Annotated in this window: 14 protein-coding genes and 1 pseudogene; 10 read left to right on the plus strand and 5 right to left on the minus strand. The window is 69.7% G+C overall.

What is annotated here, in order from left to right; genetic code table 11:
- The first annotated feature begins 93 nt into the window (after positions 1 to 93).
- From glyS to glmM, 6 genes and pseudogenes are all read left to right on the plus strand, one after another.
- On the plus strand, positions 94 to 2,145 hold the full coding sequence (gene glyS / locus BUB76_RS12775) for a glycine--tRNA ligase subunit beta (protein ID WP_073129181.1): 2,052 nt from the start codon (positions 94 to 96) through the stop codon (positions 2,143 to 2,145).
- 113 nt (positions 2,146 to 2,258) lie between these two features.
- Positions 2,259 to 4,817: a putative PEP-binding protein gene (locus tag BUB76_RS12780; protein WP_073129182.1), complete on the plus strand. Its 2,559-nt coding sequence runs from the start codon at positions 2,259 to 2,261 to the stop codon at positions 4,815 to 4,817.
- A 179-nt stretch (positions 4,818 to 4,996) separates the two neighbouring features.
- Positions 4,997 to 5,665 (plus strand): annotated as a pseudogene (locus tag BUB76_RS12785) (cell wall hydrolase).
- 98 nt (positions 5,666 to 5,763) lie between these two features.
- Entirely contained in the window at positions 5,764 to 6,663 is a 900-nt protein-coding gene (locus tag BUB76_RS12790; protein ID WP_073129183.1) for a dihydroneopterin aldolase, read from the plus strand.
- Positions 6,660 to 7,667, plus strand: coding sequence for a dihydropteroate synthase (gene folP, locus BUB76_RS12795; protein ID WP_073129184.1), 1,008 nt, complete (start codon positions 6,660 to 6,662; stop codon positions 7,665 to 7,667). Before BUB76_RS12790 ends, folP begins: the two co-directional genes overlap by 4 nt.
- Positions 7,664 to 9,007, plus strand: coding sequence for a phosphoglucosamine mutase (gene glmM / locus BUB76_RS12800; RefSeq protein ID WP_073129185.1), 1,344 nt, complete (start codon positions 7,664 to 7,666; stop codon positions 9,005 to 9,007). Before folP ends, glmM begins: the two co-directional genes overlap by 4 nt.
- A 10-nt stretch (positions 9,008 to 9,017) precedes the next feature.
- Here the strand turns inward: glmM and BUB76_RS12805 are convergent, their stop codons facing one another.
- On the minus strand, positions 9,018 to 9,917 hold the full coding sequence (locus tag BUB76_RS12805; RefSeq protein ID WP_073129186.1) for a DMT family transporter: 900 nt from the start codon (positions 9,915 to 9,917) through the stop codon (positions 9,018 to 9,020).
- 72 nt (positions 9,918 to 9,989) lie between these two features.
- Positions 9,990 to 11,012 (minus strand): ketol-acid reductoisomerase, encoded by a 1,023-nt coding sequence (ilvC, locus tag BUB76_RS12810; RefSeq protein WP_073129187.1) that lies wholly within the window; start codon positions 11,010 to 11,012, stop codon positions 9,990 to 9,992.
- A 140-nt stretch (positions 11,013 to 11,152) separates the two neighbouring features.
- Between ilvC and BUB76_RS12815 the strand changes: the two genes are divergently transcribed.
- The 3 genes from BUB76_RS12815 (at position 11,153) to BUB76_RS12825 (ending at position 13,271) form a co-directional block, all read left to right on the plus strand.
- Positions 11,153 to 11,608: an Lrp/AsnC family transcriptional regulator gene (locus BUB76_RS12815; RefSeq protein WP_073129188.1), complete on the plus strand. Its 456-nt coding sequence runs from the start codon at positions 11,153 to 11,155 to the stop codon at positions 11,606 to 11,608.
- Complete coding sequence (locus tag BUB76_RS12820; RefSeq protein WP_073129189.1) at positions 11,605 to 12,060, plus strand: Lrp/AsnC family transcriptional regulator; 456 nt, start codon at positions 11,605 to 11,607, stop codon at positions 12,058 to 12,060. The genes BUB76_RS12815 and BUB76_RS12820 overlap by 4 nt, the downstream gene beginning before the upstream one ends.
- Positions 12,061 to 12,143: 83 nt before the next feature.
- A complete protein-coding gene (locus BUB76_RS12825) occupies positions 12,144 to 13,271 on the plus strand; it encodes an aminotransferase class V-fold PLP-dependent enzyme (RefSeq protein ID WP_073129190.1) in 1,128 nt (375 codons plus the stop codon).
- Here the strand turns inward: BUB76_RS12825 and BUB76_RS12830 are convergent.
- Together BUB76_RS12830 and BUB76_RS12835 are read right to left on the minus strand one after the other, a co-directional pair.
- Positions 13,268 to 14,458 carry an FAD-dependent monooxygenase gene (locus BUB76_RS12830; RefSeq protein WP_073129191.1) on the minus strand — a complete coding sequence of 397 codons (1,191 nt, stop codon included), beginning with the start codon at positions 14,456 to 14,458 and terminating at the stop codon, positions 13,268 to 13,270. The two genes, BUB76_RS12825 and BUB76_RS12830, sit on opposite strands and share 4 nt — an antisense overlap.
- Before the next feature lie 30 nt (positions 14,459 to 14,488).
- Positions 14,489 to 15,130: a pyrimidine 5'-nucleotidase gene (locus BUB76_RS12835; protein ID WP_073129192.1), complete on the minus strand. Its 642-nt coding sequence runs from the start codon at positions 15,128 to 15,130 to the stop codon at positions 14,489 to 14,491.
- A gap of 89 nt (positions 15,131 to 15,219) precedes the next feature.
- Between BUB76_RS12835 and BUB76_RS12840 the strand changes: the two genes are divergently transcribed.
- On the plus strand, positions 15,220 to 15,885 hold the full coding sequence (locus BUB76_RS12840; RefSeq protein WP_236737099.1) for a GntR family transcriptional regulator: 666 nt from the start codon (positions 15,220 to 15,222) through the stop codon (positions 15,883 to 15,885).
- On the opposite strand, the gene BUB76_RS12845 is transcribed toward BUB76_RS12840, so the two are convergent.
- Complete coding sequence (locus BUB76_RS12845; protein ID WP_139250871.1) at positions 15,851 to 17,746, minus strand: glycosyltransferase; 1,896 nt, start codon at positions 17,744 to 17,746, stop codon at positions 15,851 to 15,853. The genes BUB76_RS12840 and BUB76_RS12845 overlap by 35 nt on opposite strands.
- Positions 17,747 to 17,780: the final 34 nt, after the last annotated feature.

A 17,780-nucleotide genomic window follows, 5' to 3' on the forward strand; every position in this document is an offset into this window, starting at 1 on the left:
CCGACCCGCCGCCCTCGGGGCGGCCGTTTCGCACCTTTCCCGCCGGGCCCGACGCACGCCCCGGCCGATCCAAACTTGCAAGCAAGAGTCCCCATGCCCGACCTTCTGATCGAACTCTTCTCCGAGGAGATCCCCGCCCGGATGCAGGCCCGTGCGGCCCAGGATCTGCGCCAGCGTGTCACCGACGGGCTGGTCGAGGCGGGGCTGACCTATGCCCATGCGGGCGCCTTCGCGACGCCGCGCCGCCTGACCCTGGCACTGGAAGGCGTGCTGGACCGCTCGCCCGACACCCGCGAGGAGCGGAAGGGCCCGAAGGTGGGCGCGCCCGACAAGGCGATCGAGGGCTTCCTGCGCGGCGCGGGGGTGGCGCGCGAGGATCTGGAAGTGCGCGACGACAAGAAGGGGCAGGTCTATTTCGCCGTGATCGACCGGCCGGGCCGCCCGGCGGCCGAGATCGTGGCCGAGGTGCTGGAAGACACGATCCGCAACTTCCCCTGGCCCAAGTCCATGCGCTGGGGCGCGGGGACCTTGCGCTGGGTGCGGCCGCTGCACCGGATCCTGTGCATCCTGTCGCGCGAGGACGGGGCCGAGGTTGTCCCGCTGACCGTCGACGGCATCACCGCCGGCGACGTGACCGAGGGCCACCGCTTCATGGCGCCGGGCGAGATCCGCGTCACCGGGTTCGAGGACTACGCCGCCAAGCTGAAGCGCGCCAAGGTCGTGCTGGACCCGGAAGAGCGCGCGGACGCGATCTGGAACGACGCCACCAACATGGCCTTCGCCGCCGGGCTCGAGGTGGTCGAGGACCGGGGCCTTCTGTCCGAGGTCGCGGGGCTGGTGGAATGGCCCGTCGTGCTCATGGGCAAGATCGACGAGGCCTACCTGGACCTGCCGCCCGAGGTGCTCCAGACCTCGATGCGCGAGCACCAGAAGTTCTTCTCGGTCCGCGATCCGAAGACCGGGCAGATCACCCGGTTCATCACCGTGGCCAACCGCGAGACCGCCGATGACGGCGCGACGATCCTGTCGGGCAACCGCCGGGTGCTGTCCGCGCGGCTCGCCGACGGGGCGTTCTTCTGGCAGAACGACCTGCGCGTGGCGCGCGATGCGAGGATGCAGCCCTGGATCGACGCGCTGGCCGACGTGACCTTCCACGCGAAGCTGGGGACCGAGGCCGACCGCGTGGCGCGCATCGCCGCGCTGGCGCGCGAACTGGCGCCCAGCGTCGGTGCCGATCCGGAGGCGGCCGAGCAGGCGGCGCGGATCGCCAAGGCCGACCTCGTGTCCGAAATGGTCTATGAATTCCCCGAATTGCAGGGCGTGATGGGCCGCTACTACGCGCTCGAGGCGGGGTTCGACGCCGCCATCGCCGATGCGGTGGCCGAGCACTATGCCCCCCTTGGCCCGTCCGACACCGTGCCCACTGCGCCCGTGTCGGTCGCCGTGTCGCTGGCCGAGAAGATCGACAAGCTGACAGGCTTCTGGGCCATCGACGAGAAGCCCACCGGGTCAAAGGACCCCTTCGCCCTGCGCCGCGCCGCGCTGGGGTTGATCCGCTTGGTGCTGAGCAATGATCTTCGGTTGCCGCTGTCACGATATTTTGCCGAAACCGCGGAAGCGTCCGACCTCCTCGCCTTCTTCCACGACCGTCTGAAGGTCCACCTGCGCGACGAGGGGATCCGCCACGACGTTATCGACGCGTGCCTCGCCATGGACGGCGCCGACGATCTGACCCTGCTGGTCAAGCGGGCCCGGGCGCTGGCGGACTTCCTGAAGACCGACGACGGCGAGAACCTGCTGCAGGGGTTCAAGCGGGCCAACAACATCCTGACCCAGGCCGAGGAGAAGGATGGCGTCGAGTACAGCTTCGGCGCGGACGTTAAATTCGCCGAGACCGACGAGGAGCGCGCGCTGTTCGCCGCTCTGGACGCGGAAGGCCCGCGGATCGAGGCGGCGATGCAGGCCGAGGATTTCGGCGCGGCCATGGGGGCGCTGGCCCAGCTGCGCGCGCCCATCGACGCTTTTTTCGAGGCGGTGCAGGTCAATGCCGACGCGCAGGTGGTTCGACGCAACCGGCTGAACCTGCTCAGCCGGATCCGGCGCCTCTGCCTCGACGTGGCCGACCTGACCCGGATCGAGGGATAGGCGGCACCGTCGCGCCTGGCCGACAGGCACTGTCCAAAAACTGTTACAGTCGTGATCGGCGGCTTGATCGGGTGCGGGCACCGGCCTAGGTTCAGGCGTCAAGGAGTGCCGCAGTGCAGCAAGATCACCGCTTCCCGGGCGTGACCGAGATCACGCCCACCGCGAATATTCGCGTGAATGCCCACGGGGGGCGGGCCAAATGCTTGCAGCGCCTGGTGCGGCTGGGCCTGCCGGTGCCGCGGACCGAGGCCATCGACTTTCGCAGCGTGTCGGCCCTGAAATCCGGCCAAACCCTCGATTTCGATGCGATTTTCGGCCGGATGGACCCGGACTTGCCGCTGGTGTCCGTGCGGCCCTCGACAGCGCAGCCCGATTGGGGCGGACCCAGTACCGTCCTGAATATCGGGATGACCGACCGGGTTCACGCAATGCTGCGCGGCAGCATCGGCGCGGCGGGGGCGGACGCGGTCTACGCCCGGTTCATCCAGTCCTACGCGCTGCACGTGGCCCGGCTCGACCCCGGTATCTTCACCGGGCGGGCCAGCGTCGCGGACCTGCTGCGCGCGTACGAAGACGCCATGGACGAGCCGTTCCCGCAGGATCCGGGCACCCAGCTGCGCGCAGTGCTGGGCGCCATGGCCCTGGCGTGGGACGGGGCGACCGCGCGGCTTCTGCGCGAGGCGCGGGGCGCGCCCGCCGACGCGGGGCTGGGCCTTGTCGTGCAGCAGATGGTGCTGGGCGTGGGCGATCGCGAGCGGGGCGAGTCCGGCTCGGGCGTGATCCAGTTCGTCAGCTCGTCCGAGGGCCAGCCGCAGGTCACCGGCCGCTATCTGAACCAGAGCCAGGGGCGCGAGGCGCTGCTGGACAAGGTGCCCGCGCTTTACTTGACCCGCGATCCGCGCGGCCCGTCGCTGGAAGATCGCGCGCCGGAAATCTTCGCCGCCCTGCAGGACCACGGGGCGCTCTGCCGCGCCCGCCTGCGCGAGGAGATGCAGATCGAGTTCACGGTGTCCCACGGACGTCTGAACATCCTCGACGCGGTGCGGGTGAAACGCAGCGCGCGGGCCGCCGTGCGCATCGCCGTGGCGCTGGCCACCGACGGCATCATCCCCGAACCCGAGGCCGTGCTGCGCGTGACGCCGCGCAGCCTGCTGGACGTGCTGCACCGGCAGATCGATCCCGAGGCACGGGTCACGCCCGTCACGACCGCGATCGCCGCGTCCCCCGGCGCGGCCACCGGGCGGCTGGTCTTCACCGCGGCCGCCGCGCAGGCCGCCGCCGCGCGGGACGAGCCCTGTATCCTCGTGCGGCGCGAGACGACGCCGGGCGATGTGCTTGGCATGCATGCCTCGGTCGGCATCCTGACCAAGCGGGGCGGGGTCACCAGCCACGCCGCCGTCATCGCGCGCGGACTGGGGCTGCCCTGCGTCGTCGGGGCCAGCGACCTCGTCATGGACCGCAAGGCCGGCACCCTGACCGCGCCGAGCGGCGTGGTCCTGCGCGAAGGCGAGGAGGTGACGCTCGACGGCTCGACCGGGCAGCTGATCGCGGGCGCCGTTCCGCTGTTGCAGCCATCGATGGATCCGGCGCTGGGTACGCTGCTGGCCTGGGCGGACGAGCGGCGGGATATCGGCATCCGCGCGAATTGCGACACGCCCGCCGAGGCGCGGCTGGCCGACCGGTTCGAAGCCGAGGGCATCGGTTTGTGCCGGACCGAGCACATGTTCTTCGAGGACGACCGCCTGACCCTCATGCGCGAGATGATCTTCGCCGAGCGCGAGCAGGACAGGCGGGCGGCGCTGGACCGGTTGCTGCCGGTGCAGCGGGGCGATTTCCGCGAGATCTTCCAGATCATGGCGGGCCGCCCGGTCTGCATCCGCCTGCTGGACCCGCCGCTGCACGAATTCCTGCCGACCGACAGGGCGGGCATGGCACAGCTGGCCACCGCGCTGGACCTGCCGCTGAGCGACGTTCAGGACCGCATCCAGTCGCTGAGCGAGGTGAACCCCATGCTGGGCATGCGTGGCGTGCGGCTGGGGCTGTCGGTGCCCGAAATCTACGAGATGCAGGCCCGCGCCATTTTCGAGGCCGCGCTGGCGACCGAACCGCGCGTGACGCCCGAGATCATGATTCCGCTGGTCTCGGCCCGGCGTGAAGTCGAACTGGTCCGTGCCCGAATCGCCGCGGTCGCCGACGCGGTGCAGGCCGAAACGGGCGAGACGCTGGAATACCGGTTGGGCGTCATGGTCGAGACCCCGCGCGCCGCCCTGCGCGCGCACGAGATCGGGGAACATGCGAGCTTTCTCAGCTTCGGGACGAACGACCTGACGCAGATGACCTACGGGCTCAGCCGCGACGACGCGGGGCGGTTCATGTCGACCTACGTGTCGCAAGGCGTGTTCGAGGAGGACCCGTTCCTGCAGCTCGACACCACGGGGGTCGGCGAACTTCTTGAAATCGGGGCAGAACGCGGGCGCACGGCCTCACCCGACATGGTGCTGTCGCTGTGTGGCGAGCATGGCGGCGACCCCGAATCGATCGCCTTCTGCCGCAAGCTGGGCTTCAGCTACGTCTCGTGCTCGCCCTTCCGCGTGCCCGTCGCGCGCATGGCCGCGGCGCATCTGGCGATCCGGGAAAGCAGCGATCTGGGGGCCTCTCCGCTGCTGCGATAGCCGGCGCGAGTGCGACCGGCATTAATCATGACTTAACATAATCGGCAGGTTTCCGCTGCGACAGGATGACGGGTGTTGCCGCGTCGCGGCATTTTGTTAGGAACCCCGCGAACCAAGGGATAGCACCGCGGGCCGAGTGGGGACTCGGATGGCGCGCGGTCGCAACAAGGGGTTACGACATGACTATCAAGACCTTCGGGGCGCTGGCCATCGCGGCCGCCGCCACCTTCTTTTCCGCGCCGACCGCCGAGGCCGAGATCACGCTGTCGTCCAAAAGCGAGGCTCCGGCCGACCTGGGCCAGAACCTGAACACCCTCCTGGGCACCGATGCGCCGCAGGTGACCACCGCGCGGGCGGCGACATTGAATGGACTGTTCATCAAACGCAGGCCCGCGGCTGCGGTTCCATCCCTGGAATACACCGAGGCGTTCCTGGCCGAACTGCCCGCCGTCAAGGGTGACGCGCAGTGGCAATGCCTGACCGAGGCGCTGTATTTCGAAGCCCGGGGCGAATCGGTGCGCGGTCTTTTCGCGGTGGCCGAGGTGATCCTGAACCGCGTCGACAGCTCGGCCTTCCCGGGCACGGTCTGCGGTGTCGTGAACCAGGGCACGGGCCGCAAGTACCAGTGCCAGTTCACCTACACCTGCGACGGGCTGAGCGAGGTCGTTCACGAGCCGCGGGCCTAAGAGCGCGTGGGCAAGGTCGCCCGGTTGATGCTGGACGGGGCCGAGCGGGCGCTGACCAACGGGGCCGAGTTCTACCACACCAAGGCCGTCAGCCCGCGCTGGTCGCGGATCTTCGACCGCACCACCACCATCGGCGCGCACCACTTCTACGCCCAGGGCTGAGCCGGGTTGCCGGTCGCGGGCGGGGGTTTCCCCCGCATCGCGAAACCGCTATCGCGAAATCGGAACAGCCCCGCCGGGGCGCAGCGGTGTTGCGGACCATGACCAGCGACCTGAGACTGGCTTTCGAGCATCCCGAGGCCCGCGCGGCGGCCACCGGACCGGACCGGCCCCACGATCGCATCTCGCTGCGCGACCACGTGGTCGAGGTCGAGATCGGTGCCTTCCAGCCCGAACGCGGCACCACCCAGCGGCTGTGTTTCAACGTGGTGGTCGAGGTGCGGCCCCACGCGGCCGACCTGGGCGATGACGTGGACCGGATCCTGTCCTACGACCGCATCACCGAGGCTATCGCGTCCGAGCTGGATGCCGAACGCCTGAACCTCCTGGAAACCCTGGCCGAGCGGGTGGCCGAGCGTATCCTGACCGAGCCGCTGGCGCTGCGCTGCTTCGTGCGGATCGAGAAGCTCGATCGCGGCCCGGGCGCGCTGGGTGTCGAGATCGTCCGCTCTTCCGAGGGCGTGCCGCGCCTGGCCGAGGAGTCGTCGGCCCCGCGCCCGCTGGTCGTGCACCTGTCCAATACGGCGCTCGGGGCGCCGGACCTCACCGCCTGGATCGACCGTATCGCCGCCCGGGGGCCTGCGGTCCTGACCGTGGGGCTGCCGGATGAGCGGCCGATCCAGGCGGCGAACCCCGCCGTGCAGCGCCGCATCGACCTTCTGTCCATCGAGCAGAACGCCTGGGCGCTGGCCGGTCGCGATCCGCGCTGCGTGGTGGTGGACACGCGGACCGAGCTGGACTGGGCCATGCGGCACGACCAGCTTACGGTCTGGGCGCCCTCCAAGCTGGTGCTCGACGCCACACACCCGCCCACGGCGCCGCTGACGGACGGTGCGGCGCTCAGCCGCTGGTTCGCCGAGCTCATGCGCGCGCGGCAGGTGCTGGAGCTTGGAACCGAACGGCCCAGCGCGGTGGGGCTGGACGCGGACGACCTGCCATGAACTACCTGCGGCCCTTGGCGCAGACGGGGCCGGTACGCCCGGCCGAGGCGCTGCAACTGGCCGGTGGCTGGGCCTGGTTCACCCATGTCGAACGCCTGTCACGCGGGGCCGCGCCCGAGATCGTGCCGGTCACCGCACTGTCCGACGACGAGCGCGCCCCCCTGACCGCACCGCGCGCGGCCGTCGCGGGCCTGTCGATGGATGCGCCGCGCATCATGGCGATCCTGAACGTGACGCCCGACAGCTTTTCGGACGGTGGTCTCCACGCCACCGGGGACGCCGCGCGGGAAGGGGCGGCGCGTCTGATCGCGGCGGGCGCCGATATCCTGGACGTGGGCGGCGAAAGCACCCGGCCCGGCGCCGCCGAGGTGCCCGTCGACGACGAGATCGAGCGGGTCGCGCCCGCCATCCGCGCCGCGCGTGCCGCGTGGGACGGCGCGATTTCCATCGACACCCGCAAGGCCCCCGTGGCGCGGGCGGCCATCGACGCTGGCGCGACCATGCTGAACGACGTGTCGGCGATGGATTTCGACCCGGCCATGGCACCGCTCGCCGCCGAAACCGGCCTGCCCATCTGCCTGATGCACGCCCAGGGTGGGCCCGAGACCATGCAGGCCGACCCGCGTTACGATGACGTGCTGCTGGATGTCTACGACACGCTCGCGGCCCGGCGCGACGCGGCCATCGCCGCCGGCATCGCGCCGGATCGCATCGTACTGGATCCCGGAATCGGCTTCGGCAAGACGCTGGAACACAACCTTGCGCTGCTGAACGGGCTGTCGCTGTTCCACGGCCTGGGCTGCCCGATCCTGCTGGGCGCATCGCGCAAGCGCTTCATCGGCACCCTCTCGGGCGAGGATGACGCGGCGGCGCGCGTGCCGGGCTCCCTGGCCGTGGCCCTTGCAGCCGTGGCGCAGGGCGTGCAGATCTTGCGCGTGCATGACATGGCCGAGACGCGGCAGGCGCTGACCCTCTGGCAGGCCATCGAGAAAGGAACCCCATGACCCGATCCCTGTTTGGCACCGACGGCGTGCGCGGCACCGCCAACACGCCCCCGATGACGGCCGAGATGGCCATGCGGCTGGGCGCGGCGGCAGGCCGGTATTTCCGCCGCGAGGGGCGTGGCGTGCAGCGCGTGGTGATCGGCAAGGACACCCGGCTGTCGGGCTACATGTTCGAGACCGCCATGACCGCGGGCTTCACCAGCGTCGGCATGAACGTCCTGCTGCTGGGCCCGGTGCCGACGCCCGCCGTGGGCATGCTGACGCCGTCCATGCGCGCCGACGCGGGCGTGATGATCTCGGCCAGCCACAATGGCCACCAGGACAACGGGATCAAGTTCTTCGGCCCCGACGGCTTCAAGCTGAGCGACACGGCCGAGGCCGAGATCGAGGCGCTGGTCGCCAGCGGCGTCGAACTGGCGCGTCCGGCCCATATCGGCCGGGCCAAGCGGATCGACGACGGGCGGTTCCGTTACGCCGAACGGGTGAAGGCCAGCCTGACGGCGGGCACCACGCTGGACGGGCTGAAGGTCGTGATCGACTGCGCCAACGGCGCCGCGCACCGGGTCGCGCCCGAGGTGCTGTGGGAACTGGGGGCCGAGGTCGTGGCCATGGGCAACCAGCCCGACGGCCGCAACATCAACGAAGGCTGCGGTTCGACCAAGCCCCGGGCCGCCGCCGCCCGCGTCATCGAGGAGGGCGCGGATCTGGGCATCTGTCTCGACGGGGATGCCGACCGCGTCGTCATCATCGACGAGAACGGCCAGATCGCGGATGGCGATCAGCTCATGGCGCTTTTCGCCACGCGCTGGGCCGCCGAGGACCGGCTGACCGGGGGGACGCTGGTCGCCACGGTCATGAGCAACCTGGGGCTGGAGCGCTATCTTGCCGCCGGTGGACTCAAGCTGCACAGAACCTCGGTCGGCGATCGCTACGTGGTCGAGGCCATGCGCAAGGGTGGCTTTAACCTGGGCGGCGAACAGTCCGGCCACATCGTCATGTCCGACCACGCCACGACCGGCGACGGCCTGCTGGCGGGCTTGCAGTTCCTGTCGGCCATGGCCGCCACGGGCAAGCGCGCGTCGCAGCTGACCCGCCAGTTCGAGCCGGTGCCGCAGAAGCTGGAGAACGTGCGTTACACCGACGGCTCGGACCCGTTGGGGCAGGAGGCGGTCAAGTCCGAGATCGCGGCGGCCGAGAAGCGCATGGGCGACAGCGGGCGCGTGCTGATCCGCAAATCGGGGACCGAGCCGCTGATCCGCGTCATGGCCGAATGCGAGGACGAGGGCCTGCTGGACGAGGTCGTGGACAGCATCGCCGCGCGCATCCGCGCCGAGGCCTGACGCCCGAAGCTCAGGCCCGGAGCAACGCGCCCACCTGCCGGACCTGGCTGATCGCCAGCCCCAGCAGGATAAGCGCCAGCGCCGCGAAGAACCGCAGCGGAAGCTCCTCGCCCAGCAGGGCGGCGCCGAAGACCATGGACCAGACCGGCACCTGGTAATTCACCAGCGTCATGAAGACCGATCCGGCCGTCTGCACCACGCGCACGCGGATCAGCGCGGCCAGCGCCGTGGGGATCAGGCCCAGGAAGATGATCGACAGGTCCGGCAGCCCGCCCACCGGGCGGGGAAGGCCCTCGAAGATCAGCATCAGCGGCACCAGGATCACCGCCCCGACGCCCAGTGTGATGGTGGCCAGCGTGATGGCATTCACCGGCGGGCAGCGGCGGGTCAGGATCGATCCCGTGGCGTAGGAGAACGCGGCCAGCACGCAGGCGATCTGTCCCAGCGCCTCGAACCGGTCCTCGGCGATCTGGAGCACGCCCGGCCCGATCAGCACCAGCGCGCCAATGAAACCCAGCGTGACACCCAGCGCCTTGCGCGCCGACAGCGGCTCGTCCGAGAAGAGATGCGCCAGCGGCAGCACGAACAGCGGCAGCGCGGCCATCGAGATGCCGGCGAAGGCCGATGGCACGTATTGCTGGCCCCAGCTCAGCAGGAAGAAGGGCAGGGCGGACGTGGTGATCCCCGTCAGCACGCCATAGACCCACACCATCCGGTCGCGCGGCCAGCGGCGGCGCAGCAGCAGCATCAGCGACAGCATGGCGAGCGCGCCCAGCCCGGTCCGCGCGGCGGCCACCGTGACGGGCCCGTATCCCCGCAGCGCGACGCTGACCACCATGAACGTGCCGCCCCAGATGAACCCCAGCGCGAGGATCGACATCCAGTTCTCAAGCGTGGGCCGGGCGGTCATGGCGGTCCTTCATCGTTGACGGAAAAAGGCCCCGGCGGTCACCGGGGCCTTCTTTGCAAGCCCGTATATGGCTCAGTTCTTGTCCTTGTCGACCATGCGGCCGTCCGAGATCCACGGCATCATGCCGCGCAGCTTCTCGCCCACCTGCTCGATCTGGTGCTCGTCGTTCAGGCGGCGGGTGGCCTTGAACATGGGCTGGCCCACGGCGTTTTCCTGCATGAAGTCGCGCACGAACTTGCCGGTCTGGATGTCGGTCAGCACGTCCTTCATGCGCTTCTTGGTCTCCTCGTAGGGCAGGATGCGCGGGCCCGAGACGTACTCGCCGTACTCGGCGGTGTTCGAGATCGAGTAGTTCATGTTGGCGATGCCGCCTTCGTAGATCAGGTCCACGATCAGCTTCACCTCGTGCAGGCACTCGAAATAGGCCATCTCGGGCTCGTAGCCGGCCTCGACCAGCGTCTCGAAGCCCATGCGGATCAGCTCGACCAGGCCGCCGCACAGGACCGCCTGCTCGCCGAACAGGTCGGTTTCGCATTCCTGGCGGAAGTTGGTCTCGATGATGCCCGAGCGGCCGCCGCCGATGGCCGAGCAATAAGACAGGCCGATTTCCATCGCCTTGCCCGACGCGTCGTTGTGGACCGCGACCAGGCAGGGCACGCCGCCGCCCTTGGTGAATTCGCCGCGCACGGTGTGGCCGGGGCCCTTGGGGGCCATCATCAGCACGTCGATGCCGGGCTTGGGCTCGATCAGGCCGAAATGAACGTTCAGGCCGTGGGCGAAGGCGATGGCGCTGCCTTCCTTCAGGTGGTCGTGGACGTATTTCTTGTATGTGTCGGCCTGCAGCTCGTCGGGCATGGTGAACATGATCAGGTCACACCAGGCCGCGGCCTCGGAGATGCCCATGACCTCGAGCCCCTCGGCCTCGGCCTTGCGGCGCGAGGGCGAACCGTCGCGAAGCGCGACGACAAGGTTCTTTGCGCCCGAGTCGCGCAGGTTCAGCGCGTGGGCGTGGCCCTGCGAGCCGTAGCCCAGGATGGCCACCTTCTTGTCCTTGATCAGATTGATGTCGCAATCGCGGTCGTAATAAACGCGCATGGTCTCGTCCCCTGGTTGGTGGTGCGTTCGATGGCGGCACCATAGGGGCGGACCTCGGGACTCGAAACCCGTGGCGTTGGTCGAAAATCGCGGATAGACGATGGTTTCTATTCGTCCGAAATTCGGATCGGGGGATTTTCATGCTCGACGATACCGACCGGCGGCTTCTGCGGCAGTTGCAGAACGACCCCACGGCGTCGACCGCCGCGCTGGCCGCGCGGTCGGGGGTCAGCGCGCAACTTGCCACGCGGCGGCTGGACCGGCTGCGCCGCGACGGCGTGCTGCGCGGCCAGCGCGCGCGGATCGACTGGCGTGCGCTGGGCTACAGCGTCGAGGTCAGCCTGCGGTTCACCCTGGACAAGGCCGCCCCCCGCGCCTTCGACGAGTTCATCGCCGCCGCGCGCGAGGTGCCCGAGGTGATCGAGATCCAGACCTTCCTGGGCCGCGTGGACGTGCGCCTGTCCGTCATCGCGCGGGATCTCGAGCATTATCATCGCCTGTACCGCCAGCGGATCGTGACGCTGCCGCATATCTCGGATGTCGAGGCGCTGATGCAGATCGCCACGCTGAAGACCGACGAACGGCTGCCCCTGTGACCGAGATCGACGACACCGACCGGGCCCTGCTGCGCGCGATGCAGGAGGATGCCACCCGAAGTTCGGCCGCGCTGGCCGCGCTGGTGGGGCTGAGCCAGCCGGTGGCGTGGCGGCGCATCCGGCGGCTGGAAGACGCCGGCGTCATCGCCGGGCGGCGGCTGGACCTGGATCTCGACGCGCTGGGCTTCGGCGTCACGGTGTTTCTGGGCGTGAAGCTCGCCACCAAGGGCCGGGTGGCGCTGCCCGATTTCGAACGCGCGCTGGGCGCAATCCCCGAGATCCAGACGGTCGAGCATGTCCTGGGCCTGTACGACTACCGCCTGCGCGTGGTCGCCCGCGACCTGGCCGATTTCGAGCGCCTGCTGCGCCGCCGGATCATGACCCTGCCCGGCGTGGGCGAGGTCGAGGCCAACGTCCTGCTGAGCGAGGAGCGTCGGCCCGGCCCGCTGTGACACCGTGGCCCCGGCGCCGGTCCAGTTAGGCTTTGCGTGGCCTGCGCGCGGCGCTTACCAAGGACAAAACGAAAGGACATCCCATGCCCGCGCTGCTGCCCGATATCGATCCCGATGGCCTGATGGAATACTCGGTGGTCTTCACCGACCGGTCCCTGAACTCCATGTCCGGCGCGTTCCAGCAGGTGATGCGCGACCTCTCGGAGATGCTGAAGGGCGTCTACAATGCCGATGCGGTGGCGCTGGTCCCCGGCGGCGGCACCTTCGGGATGGAGGCGGTGGCCCGCCAGCTGGCCAAGGACGAGACCGTGATGGTCATCCGCAACGGCTGGTTCTCGTATCGCTGGACGCAGATCTTCGAGATGGGCCGCCTGCCTTCGGACGAGATCGTGATGACCGCGCGGCGGCAGGGCAACAGTCCGCAATCGCCCTTCGCGCCGCCGCCCATCGACGAGGTCGAGGCACGGATCGCCGAGGCGCGGCCGTCGGTTGTGTTCGCGCCCCACGTGGAGACCAGCGCGGGCATGATCCTGCCCGACGACTACATCGCCCGCCTGGCCAAGGCCGTGCACGACGTGGGCGGGCTGATGGTGCTGGACTGCATCGCGTCGGGCTGCGTCTGGGTCGACATGAAGGCCACCGGCGTCGACGTGCTGATCTCGGCGCCGCAAAAGGGGTGGTCGGCCTCGCCCGCCGCGGGCTGCGTGATGATGTCGGACCACGCGGTGCAGGTCGTGAAGGCGCGCCAGTCCGACAGTTTCGCCGTGGACCTGGGCAAGTGGTTGCAGATCATGGAGGCCTACGAGGGTGGCGGCCACGCCTACCACGCCACCATGCCCACCGATGCGCTGAAGGGGTTCCGCGACACCATGCGCGAAACAGAAAGCCTTGGCTTCGAGCAGGTGAAGGCGGCGCAGTGGGACCTGGGCCGGAAGGTGCGCCGCACCTTGTCTGATCGCGGCATCCCGTCCGTCGCCGCGGCCGAGTTCGGCGCGCCGGGTGTGGTGGTCAGCTATACCGACCGCGACGACGTGAAATCCGGCAAGGCCTTCGCCGAGCAGGGGATGCAGATCGCCGCCGGCGTGCCGCTGATGGTGGGCGAAGGCGACGATTACAAGGCGTTCCGCATCGGGCTTTTCGGTCTCGACAAGCTGGCCGACCCCGACGCCGCCGTGGCGCGGCTGGACCAGGTGCTCGACCGCGTCTTCTAGGCCGCGCCGCCCATGCCGGCCATCATGATGCGCTGGCGCAGCGGGGCGATGTCGTGCACGGCCGCCAGACCCGCGCGGCGGGTGGCCTGCACGGCCGGGTGGCCCGACTGGCAGACCCGGTTGAAGAGGTCGATCGCCCCAGCGCGCAGCCGCATGTCCCGCAGACGGCCCCGCGCGTAACGGTCGAGCGTCGCCGCGTCGCCGGGATCGTCGCCCAGCACCTCGCTCAGCGCGGCGATATCGGCGATCGAGGTGTTCAGCCCCTGCGCGCCGATGGGCGGCAGCACGTGGGCGGCCTCGGCCAGGATCACCGTGCGCCGGGCGGTCACGCGGTGTGCGGTCTGGGTGATGATCGGCCAGCTGCGGATGGGCGAGACCGGGCTCATCCGGCCGAGGATGCCCAGCGAGCGTTCGTTCAGGACCTGCGCGAAGTCCTCGGCCGGTGCGGCCGCCAGCGCGCGCGACCGCTCGGCCGCGTTCATCCACACGATGGCCGAGGCCGGCTGCCCCTCGTGATCCACCAGCGGCACGGTCGTGAAGGCGCCGCCGGAATTGTAGATCTCGGTCGAGACGTCGTCATGCGGCAGATCATGCGTCACGGCGAAGGCGAAGGCCTTCTGGCCATAGCGTCGCGTGGTCACGTCGATCCCCGCCGCCGCGCGGACGGGCGAATTGCGGCCGTCGGCCCCGATGACCAGCCGGGCCCGCAGCCGGGTGCCGTCGGTCAGGGTCACGAAGGCCGCGTCGTCGCGCGTCACCAGGTCCGAAAACCCCACGCCCAGCCGCAGGTCCACGTTTTCGCGGGCCTTCAGCACGTCCATCAGCGACAGGTGCGCGCGCCAGTTGGGAATGTTGCGCCCGAAGGTGTCGAGCCCCAGGTCACCGGGCTGGAACGTCCGCCGCGCGCGCTCGGTGGGGGGCCAGCCGTCGCTGTCGATGACCTGCAACGCGGCGAGGGGGGTGGCATGGGGCGCCAGCGCGTCCCAGACGCCCGCCTCTTCCAGCACGCGGCAGGACGGCTCGAGATAGGCGGTCGAGCGCAGGTCGGAGCCTTCGACCGTCGCGCCATCGGGCGGAGTCGACGGGTCGCAGACGATCACGCTGAACCCCCGCGCCGACAGCCGCGCGGCCAGCATCATGCCGGCCAGCCCGGCGCCCGAGATGAAGATGTCGGTGTCGAAGGTCATGGATGTGGATCTAGCCGCACGGAGGTGAAATCACACCAGCCGCGACAGAAAAGCCGCAAGGTCGTCGGTATGGTGGTGGATATGCGGCGCGGGCTCGGGCGTGGGCGCCACGTGGACCGTGCGCATGCCCATGGCGTGGGGCGCTTCGAGGTTGCGGGCCATGTCCTCGAACATGGCGGCTGTGGTCGCGTCGCTGCCGTCTCGGGCCAGCACCGCGGTGAAGGCGGCGGGTTCGGGCTTGGGCCGGAAATCCGCGTGTTCGACCCCGTACACCGCGTCGAACAGCCCGTCGCTCAGCCCGCGCGCGGCCAGGACACGTTCGGCATAGGGCCCGGATCCGTTGGTGAAGACGATCTTGCGCCCCGGCAGCGCCGTGATGGCGGCGGCAAGGGGCGCATCAGGGACAAGGTGGTCGAGCGAGATGTCGTGCACCTCGTGCAGGTAGGGGCCGGGATCGACCCCGTGCTCGTCCATGAGCCCCGCCAGCGTGGTGCCGTGGCTTTGCCAGTACTGGTGGCGCAGGGCATCGGCGCGCGCGCGGTCGAGTTTCAGCGCGGTCATCACCCAATCGGTCATCCGCGTCTCGATCTGCGCGAACAGGTTCGCCTCGGGCGGATAGAGGGTGTTGTCGAGATCGAAGATCCAGGTACGGACGTGGCTGAAATCCTGCATGACCCTGCGCTACCCCGACGCAGACGCGTCCGCAATCGTTTACACGGCCCGGCACGCGTGCGCAGAATGAAACGGGGCGGGAGGACGCGATGAAGGACATGAAGCTCAAGGACATGAAACTGAGCCAGAGGGACGCCTACGGCATGATCCTCGAGGCGATCGACACCGGCCAGTACAAGCCCGGCGACCGGCTTGTGGAGAACGAGCTGGCCGAGCGCTTCGGCGTGTCGCGCACGCCCATCCGCGAGGCGTTGCAGCGGTTGGAGACCCAGTCGCTCCTGACCCGCGACGGGCGCAGCCTGATCGTGGCGTCGCTGGATCACAACCAGCTGGCCGAGCTTTACATCGTGCGCGCCGAGCTCGAGGGGCTGGCCGCGCGGCTCGCGGCCAAGCACGCCACCGACGAAGAGGTGCGCGTGCTGCGCCAGATGGTCGAGGAGGATCGCGCGCTGATCGGGGACCCCGACGCGCTGGCGCGGGCGAACCGGCGGTTTCACAAGCAGATCCACCTGGCGTCGCATAACCGCTACCTCGTGCAGCAGCTGGACCTTGTGCACCGGTCCATGGCGTTGCTGGCGACCACGTCGCTGGCCGTGGACGGGCGCGGCCAGGATGCGCTGGCCGAGCATGCGCGCATCGTCGAAGCCATCGCGGCGGGCGATGGTGGTGCAGCCTACGAGGCGTTGCGGGCCCATATCTCGAAGGCGTTCGAGACGCGGCTCAAGCACGACTCGGGTCGTGAAGCTCGCCAGTGACCGTCGTGCCGGGCGGGCTGATCCCGTGCTCGGTCTTGTCCCAGAAGAAGGGCCGGGCCGCGACCTCGTAGAGCGCCTTCGCGATCGAAACGGTCGACAGGGCGGCGTAGACAGGCATCAACGGGATGGATGCCCGAAGCCGGTGTCGCCCGGTGATCTCAAGCGCGACCCAGTGGCCCAGCGCCTGGATCGCCACGCCCCAGAACAACAGGCCGGACACGGCGTATTGCGCGGCGCCGGTCAGCTGACCCGACAACGGATGCGGCAGCCCGAGCCAAAGTAGCCCGAACGACCACAGGACCGGCGCCATCACGGCCCCGCCAAGCGCACCGAGCAGCAGAACCTGCGCCCCGAAGAACCGCCAGGCGCCGAGGTCGCGCCAGAGCCTGCGGGGCGCGCGCATGTGAACGGCCCAGGTCAGCGCATAGCCCTTTTGCCAGCGCGAGCGTTGACAGATCCAGGCGCGGGGGCGGAACGGCGCCTCTTCCAGCGTGGTCGACCTCAAAAGCTCGACCCGGTATCCGAAGCGCGCCAGCCGCAGGCCCAGGTCGGCATCCTCGGTCACGTTATGCGCATCCCACGCGCCCACCCGGTCCAGCACGTCGCGGCGGAAGAAGACCGACGTCCCCCCGAGCGGGATCGGCCATCCCAGCTTCCGCAGGGCCGGAAGGACCAGCGCGAACCAGGTGGCGTAATCGACGCAGAAACAGCGTGACAGCCACGAGGCCCGCGGGTTGTAGAAGTTCAACCGCGCCTGCAGGCAGCCCACGTCGGGCGGACAGGCGGCGAACCTTTCGACGACCCGGTGCAACTGGTCGGCGGGGGGCGCATCCTCGGCATCGTAGATTCCGATCACGTCCCCGTTGCAGAAGGGCAGGGCGAAGTTCATCGCGCGTGGCTTGGTCTTCACGGTGCCGTCGGGCACCACGACGACCCGCATGTGATCGGGCAGCACCGTCTGCGCCAGCGCCGCGGCGGTGACGCTGTCGCTGGCCTCGGTCACCAGGCAGATCTCGAGCAGCTCGGACGGGTAATCCAGCAGCGACAGCCGCCGCACCAGCGTGTCGGCGATCCGGCATTCATGGAAGAGCGGGACCAGCAACGACACCCGCGGAAGCCGCGCAAGGGTCGGCCCCGTCCCGGAGCTGGGGGTCGGCCGGAGGGCACCGGCCAGTCCGGCGACCAGCAGCGCGGTGTTCAGCGTCAGCAGCACCATCGCGATCAGTGACAGCGCGGCGAAAACGGCGACCGGATAAGCAACGCCGAGCGCGGCGATGCCAGCGATCGCGGCGACCACGGTTGTCAGCAGCGACCGGCGACGCAAAGGCGAGGTGCCGAAGCTGCGACAGGACATCTCGGCCGGCGGCACCGACTCGGCGGCGCGCACGAGCGCGTTGGCCCGCGTCTCCAGCAAGGCGTTATCCAGCTGGGTGCGGCTGGCGATGACCATTGCGACCGAGCCGAGCGTCGGTGCCACCCTGGCGCGCCAGGAGGCGAAGGCCTGCGGGTTGCAGGTCGCGATCGGCGTGATCGCCCCCGCGGGTGCCAGGGGCAGGCAGCCATCGCGCGCGCACGCGGCGGCGCCCAGTCGGTCGATCAGGTCGGGCGCGGCAGGCGCCGACGCCGGGTCCCAGCGCGGCAAGTCAGCCTGCCGGGCCAGCGCATCGTAGACATCGTTTTCCGTGACGAGACCGCGGCGGATCAGCAAGTCGCCCAGCCGGCACAGGCCCCGGCGCTGATCGGCCAGCGCCGCGTCGAGCGCGTCGGGCGTGATGACCCCGTCTTCCACCAGGAGGGTCCCCAAACGCGACCGTTCACCGGCGGCAACCGCGACCGGTCGGAACAGGCCTGGCCTTGGCATGGCGGTTTGGTTCAAAGGCGTCCGACCCCCTGCA

The sequence above is a fragment of the Palleronia salina genome (assembly GCF_900141995.1).
GTDB classification, from domain to species: domain Bacteria; phylum Pseudomonadota; class Alphaproteobacteria; order Rhodobacterales; family Rhodobacteraceae; genus Palleronia; species Palleronia salina.

Coding starts and splice junctions, on each gene's coding strand:
- glyS (WP_073129181.1), top strand. CDS start 94: ATGCCCGACCTTCTGATCGAACTCTTCTCCGAGGAGATCCCCGCCCGG.
- BUB76_RS12790 (WP_073129183.1), top strand. CDS start 5,764: ATGACCAGCGACCTGAGACTGGCTTTCGAGCATCCCGAGGCCCGCGCG.
- folP (WP_073129184.1), top strand. CDS start 6,660: ATGAACTACCTGCGGCCCTTGGCGCAGACGGGGCCGGTACGCCCGGCC.
- glmM (WP_073129185.1), top strand. CDS start 7,664: ATGACCCGATCCCTGTTTGGCACCGACGGCGTGCGCGGCACCGCCAAC.
- BUB76_RS12805 (WP_073129186.1), bottom strand. CDS start 9,917: ATGACCGCCCGGCCCACGCTTGAGAACTGGATGTCGATCCTCGCGCTG.
- ilvC (WP_073129187.1), bottom strand. CDS start 11,012: ATGCGCGTTTATTACGACCGCGATTGCGACATCAATCTGATCAAGGAC.
- BUB76_RS12815 (WP_073129188.1), top strand. CDS start 11,153: ATGCTCGACGATACCGACCGGCGGCTTCTGCGGCAGTTGCAGAACGAC.
- BUB76_RS12825 (WP_073129190.1), top strand. CDS start 12,144: ATGCCCGCGCTGCTGCCCGATATCGATCCCGATGGCCTGATGGAATAC.
- BUB76_RS12830 (WP_073129191.1), bottom strand. CDS start 14,458: ATGACCTTCGACACCGACATCTTCATCTCGGGCGCCGGGCTGGCCGGC.
- BUB76_RS12835 (WP_073129192.1), bottom strand. CDS start 15,130: ATGCAGGATTTCAGCCACGTCCGTACCTGGATCTTCGATCTCGACAAC.
- BUB76_RS12840 (WP_236737099.1), top strand. CDS start 15,220: ATGAAGGACATGAAGCTCAAGGACATGAAACTGAGCCAGAGGGACGCC.
- BUB76_RS12845 (WP_139250871.1), bottom strand. CDS start 17,746: ATGCCAAGGCCAGGCCTGTTCCGACCGGTCGCGGTTGCCGCCGGTGAA.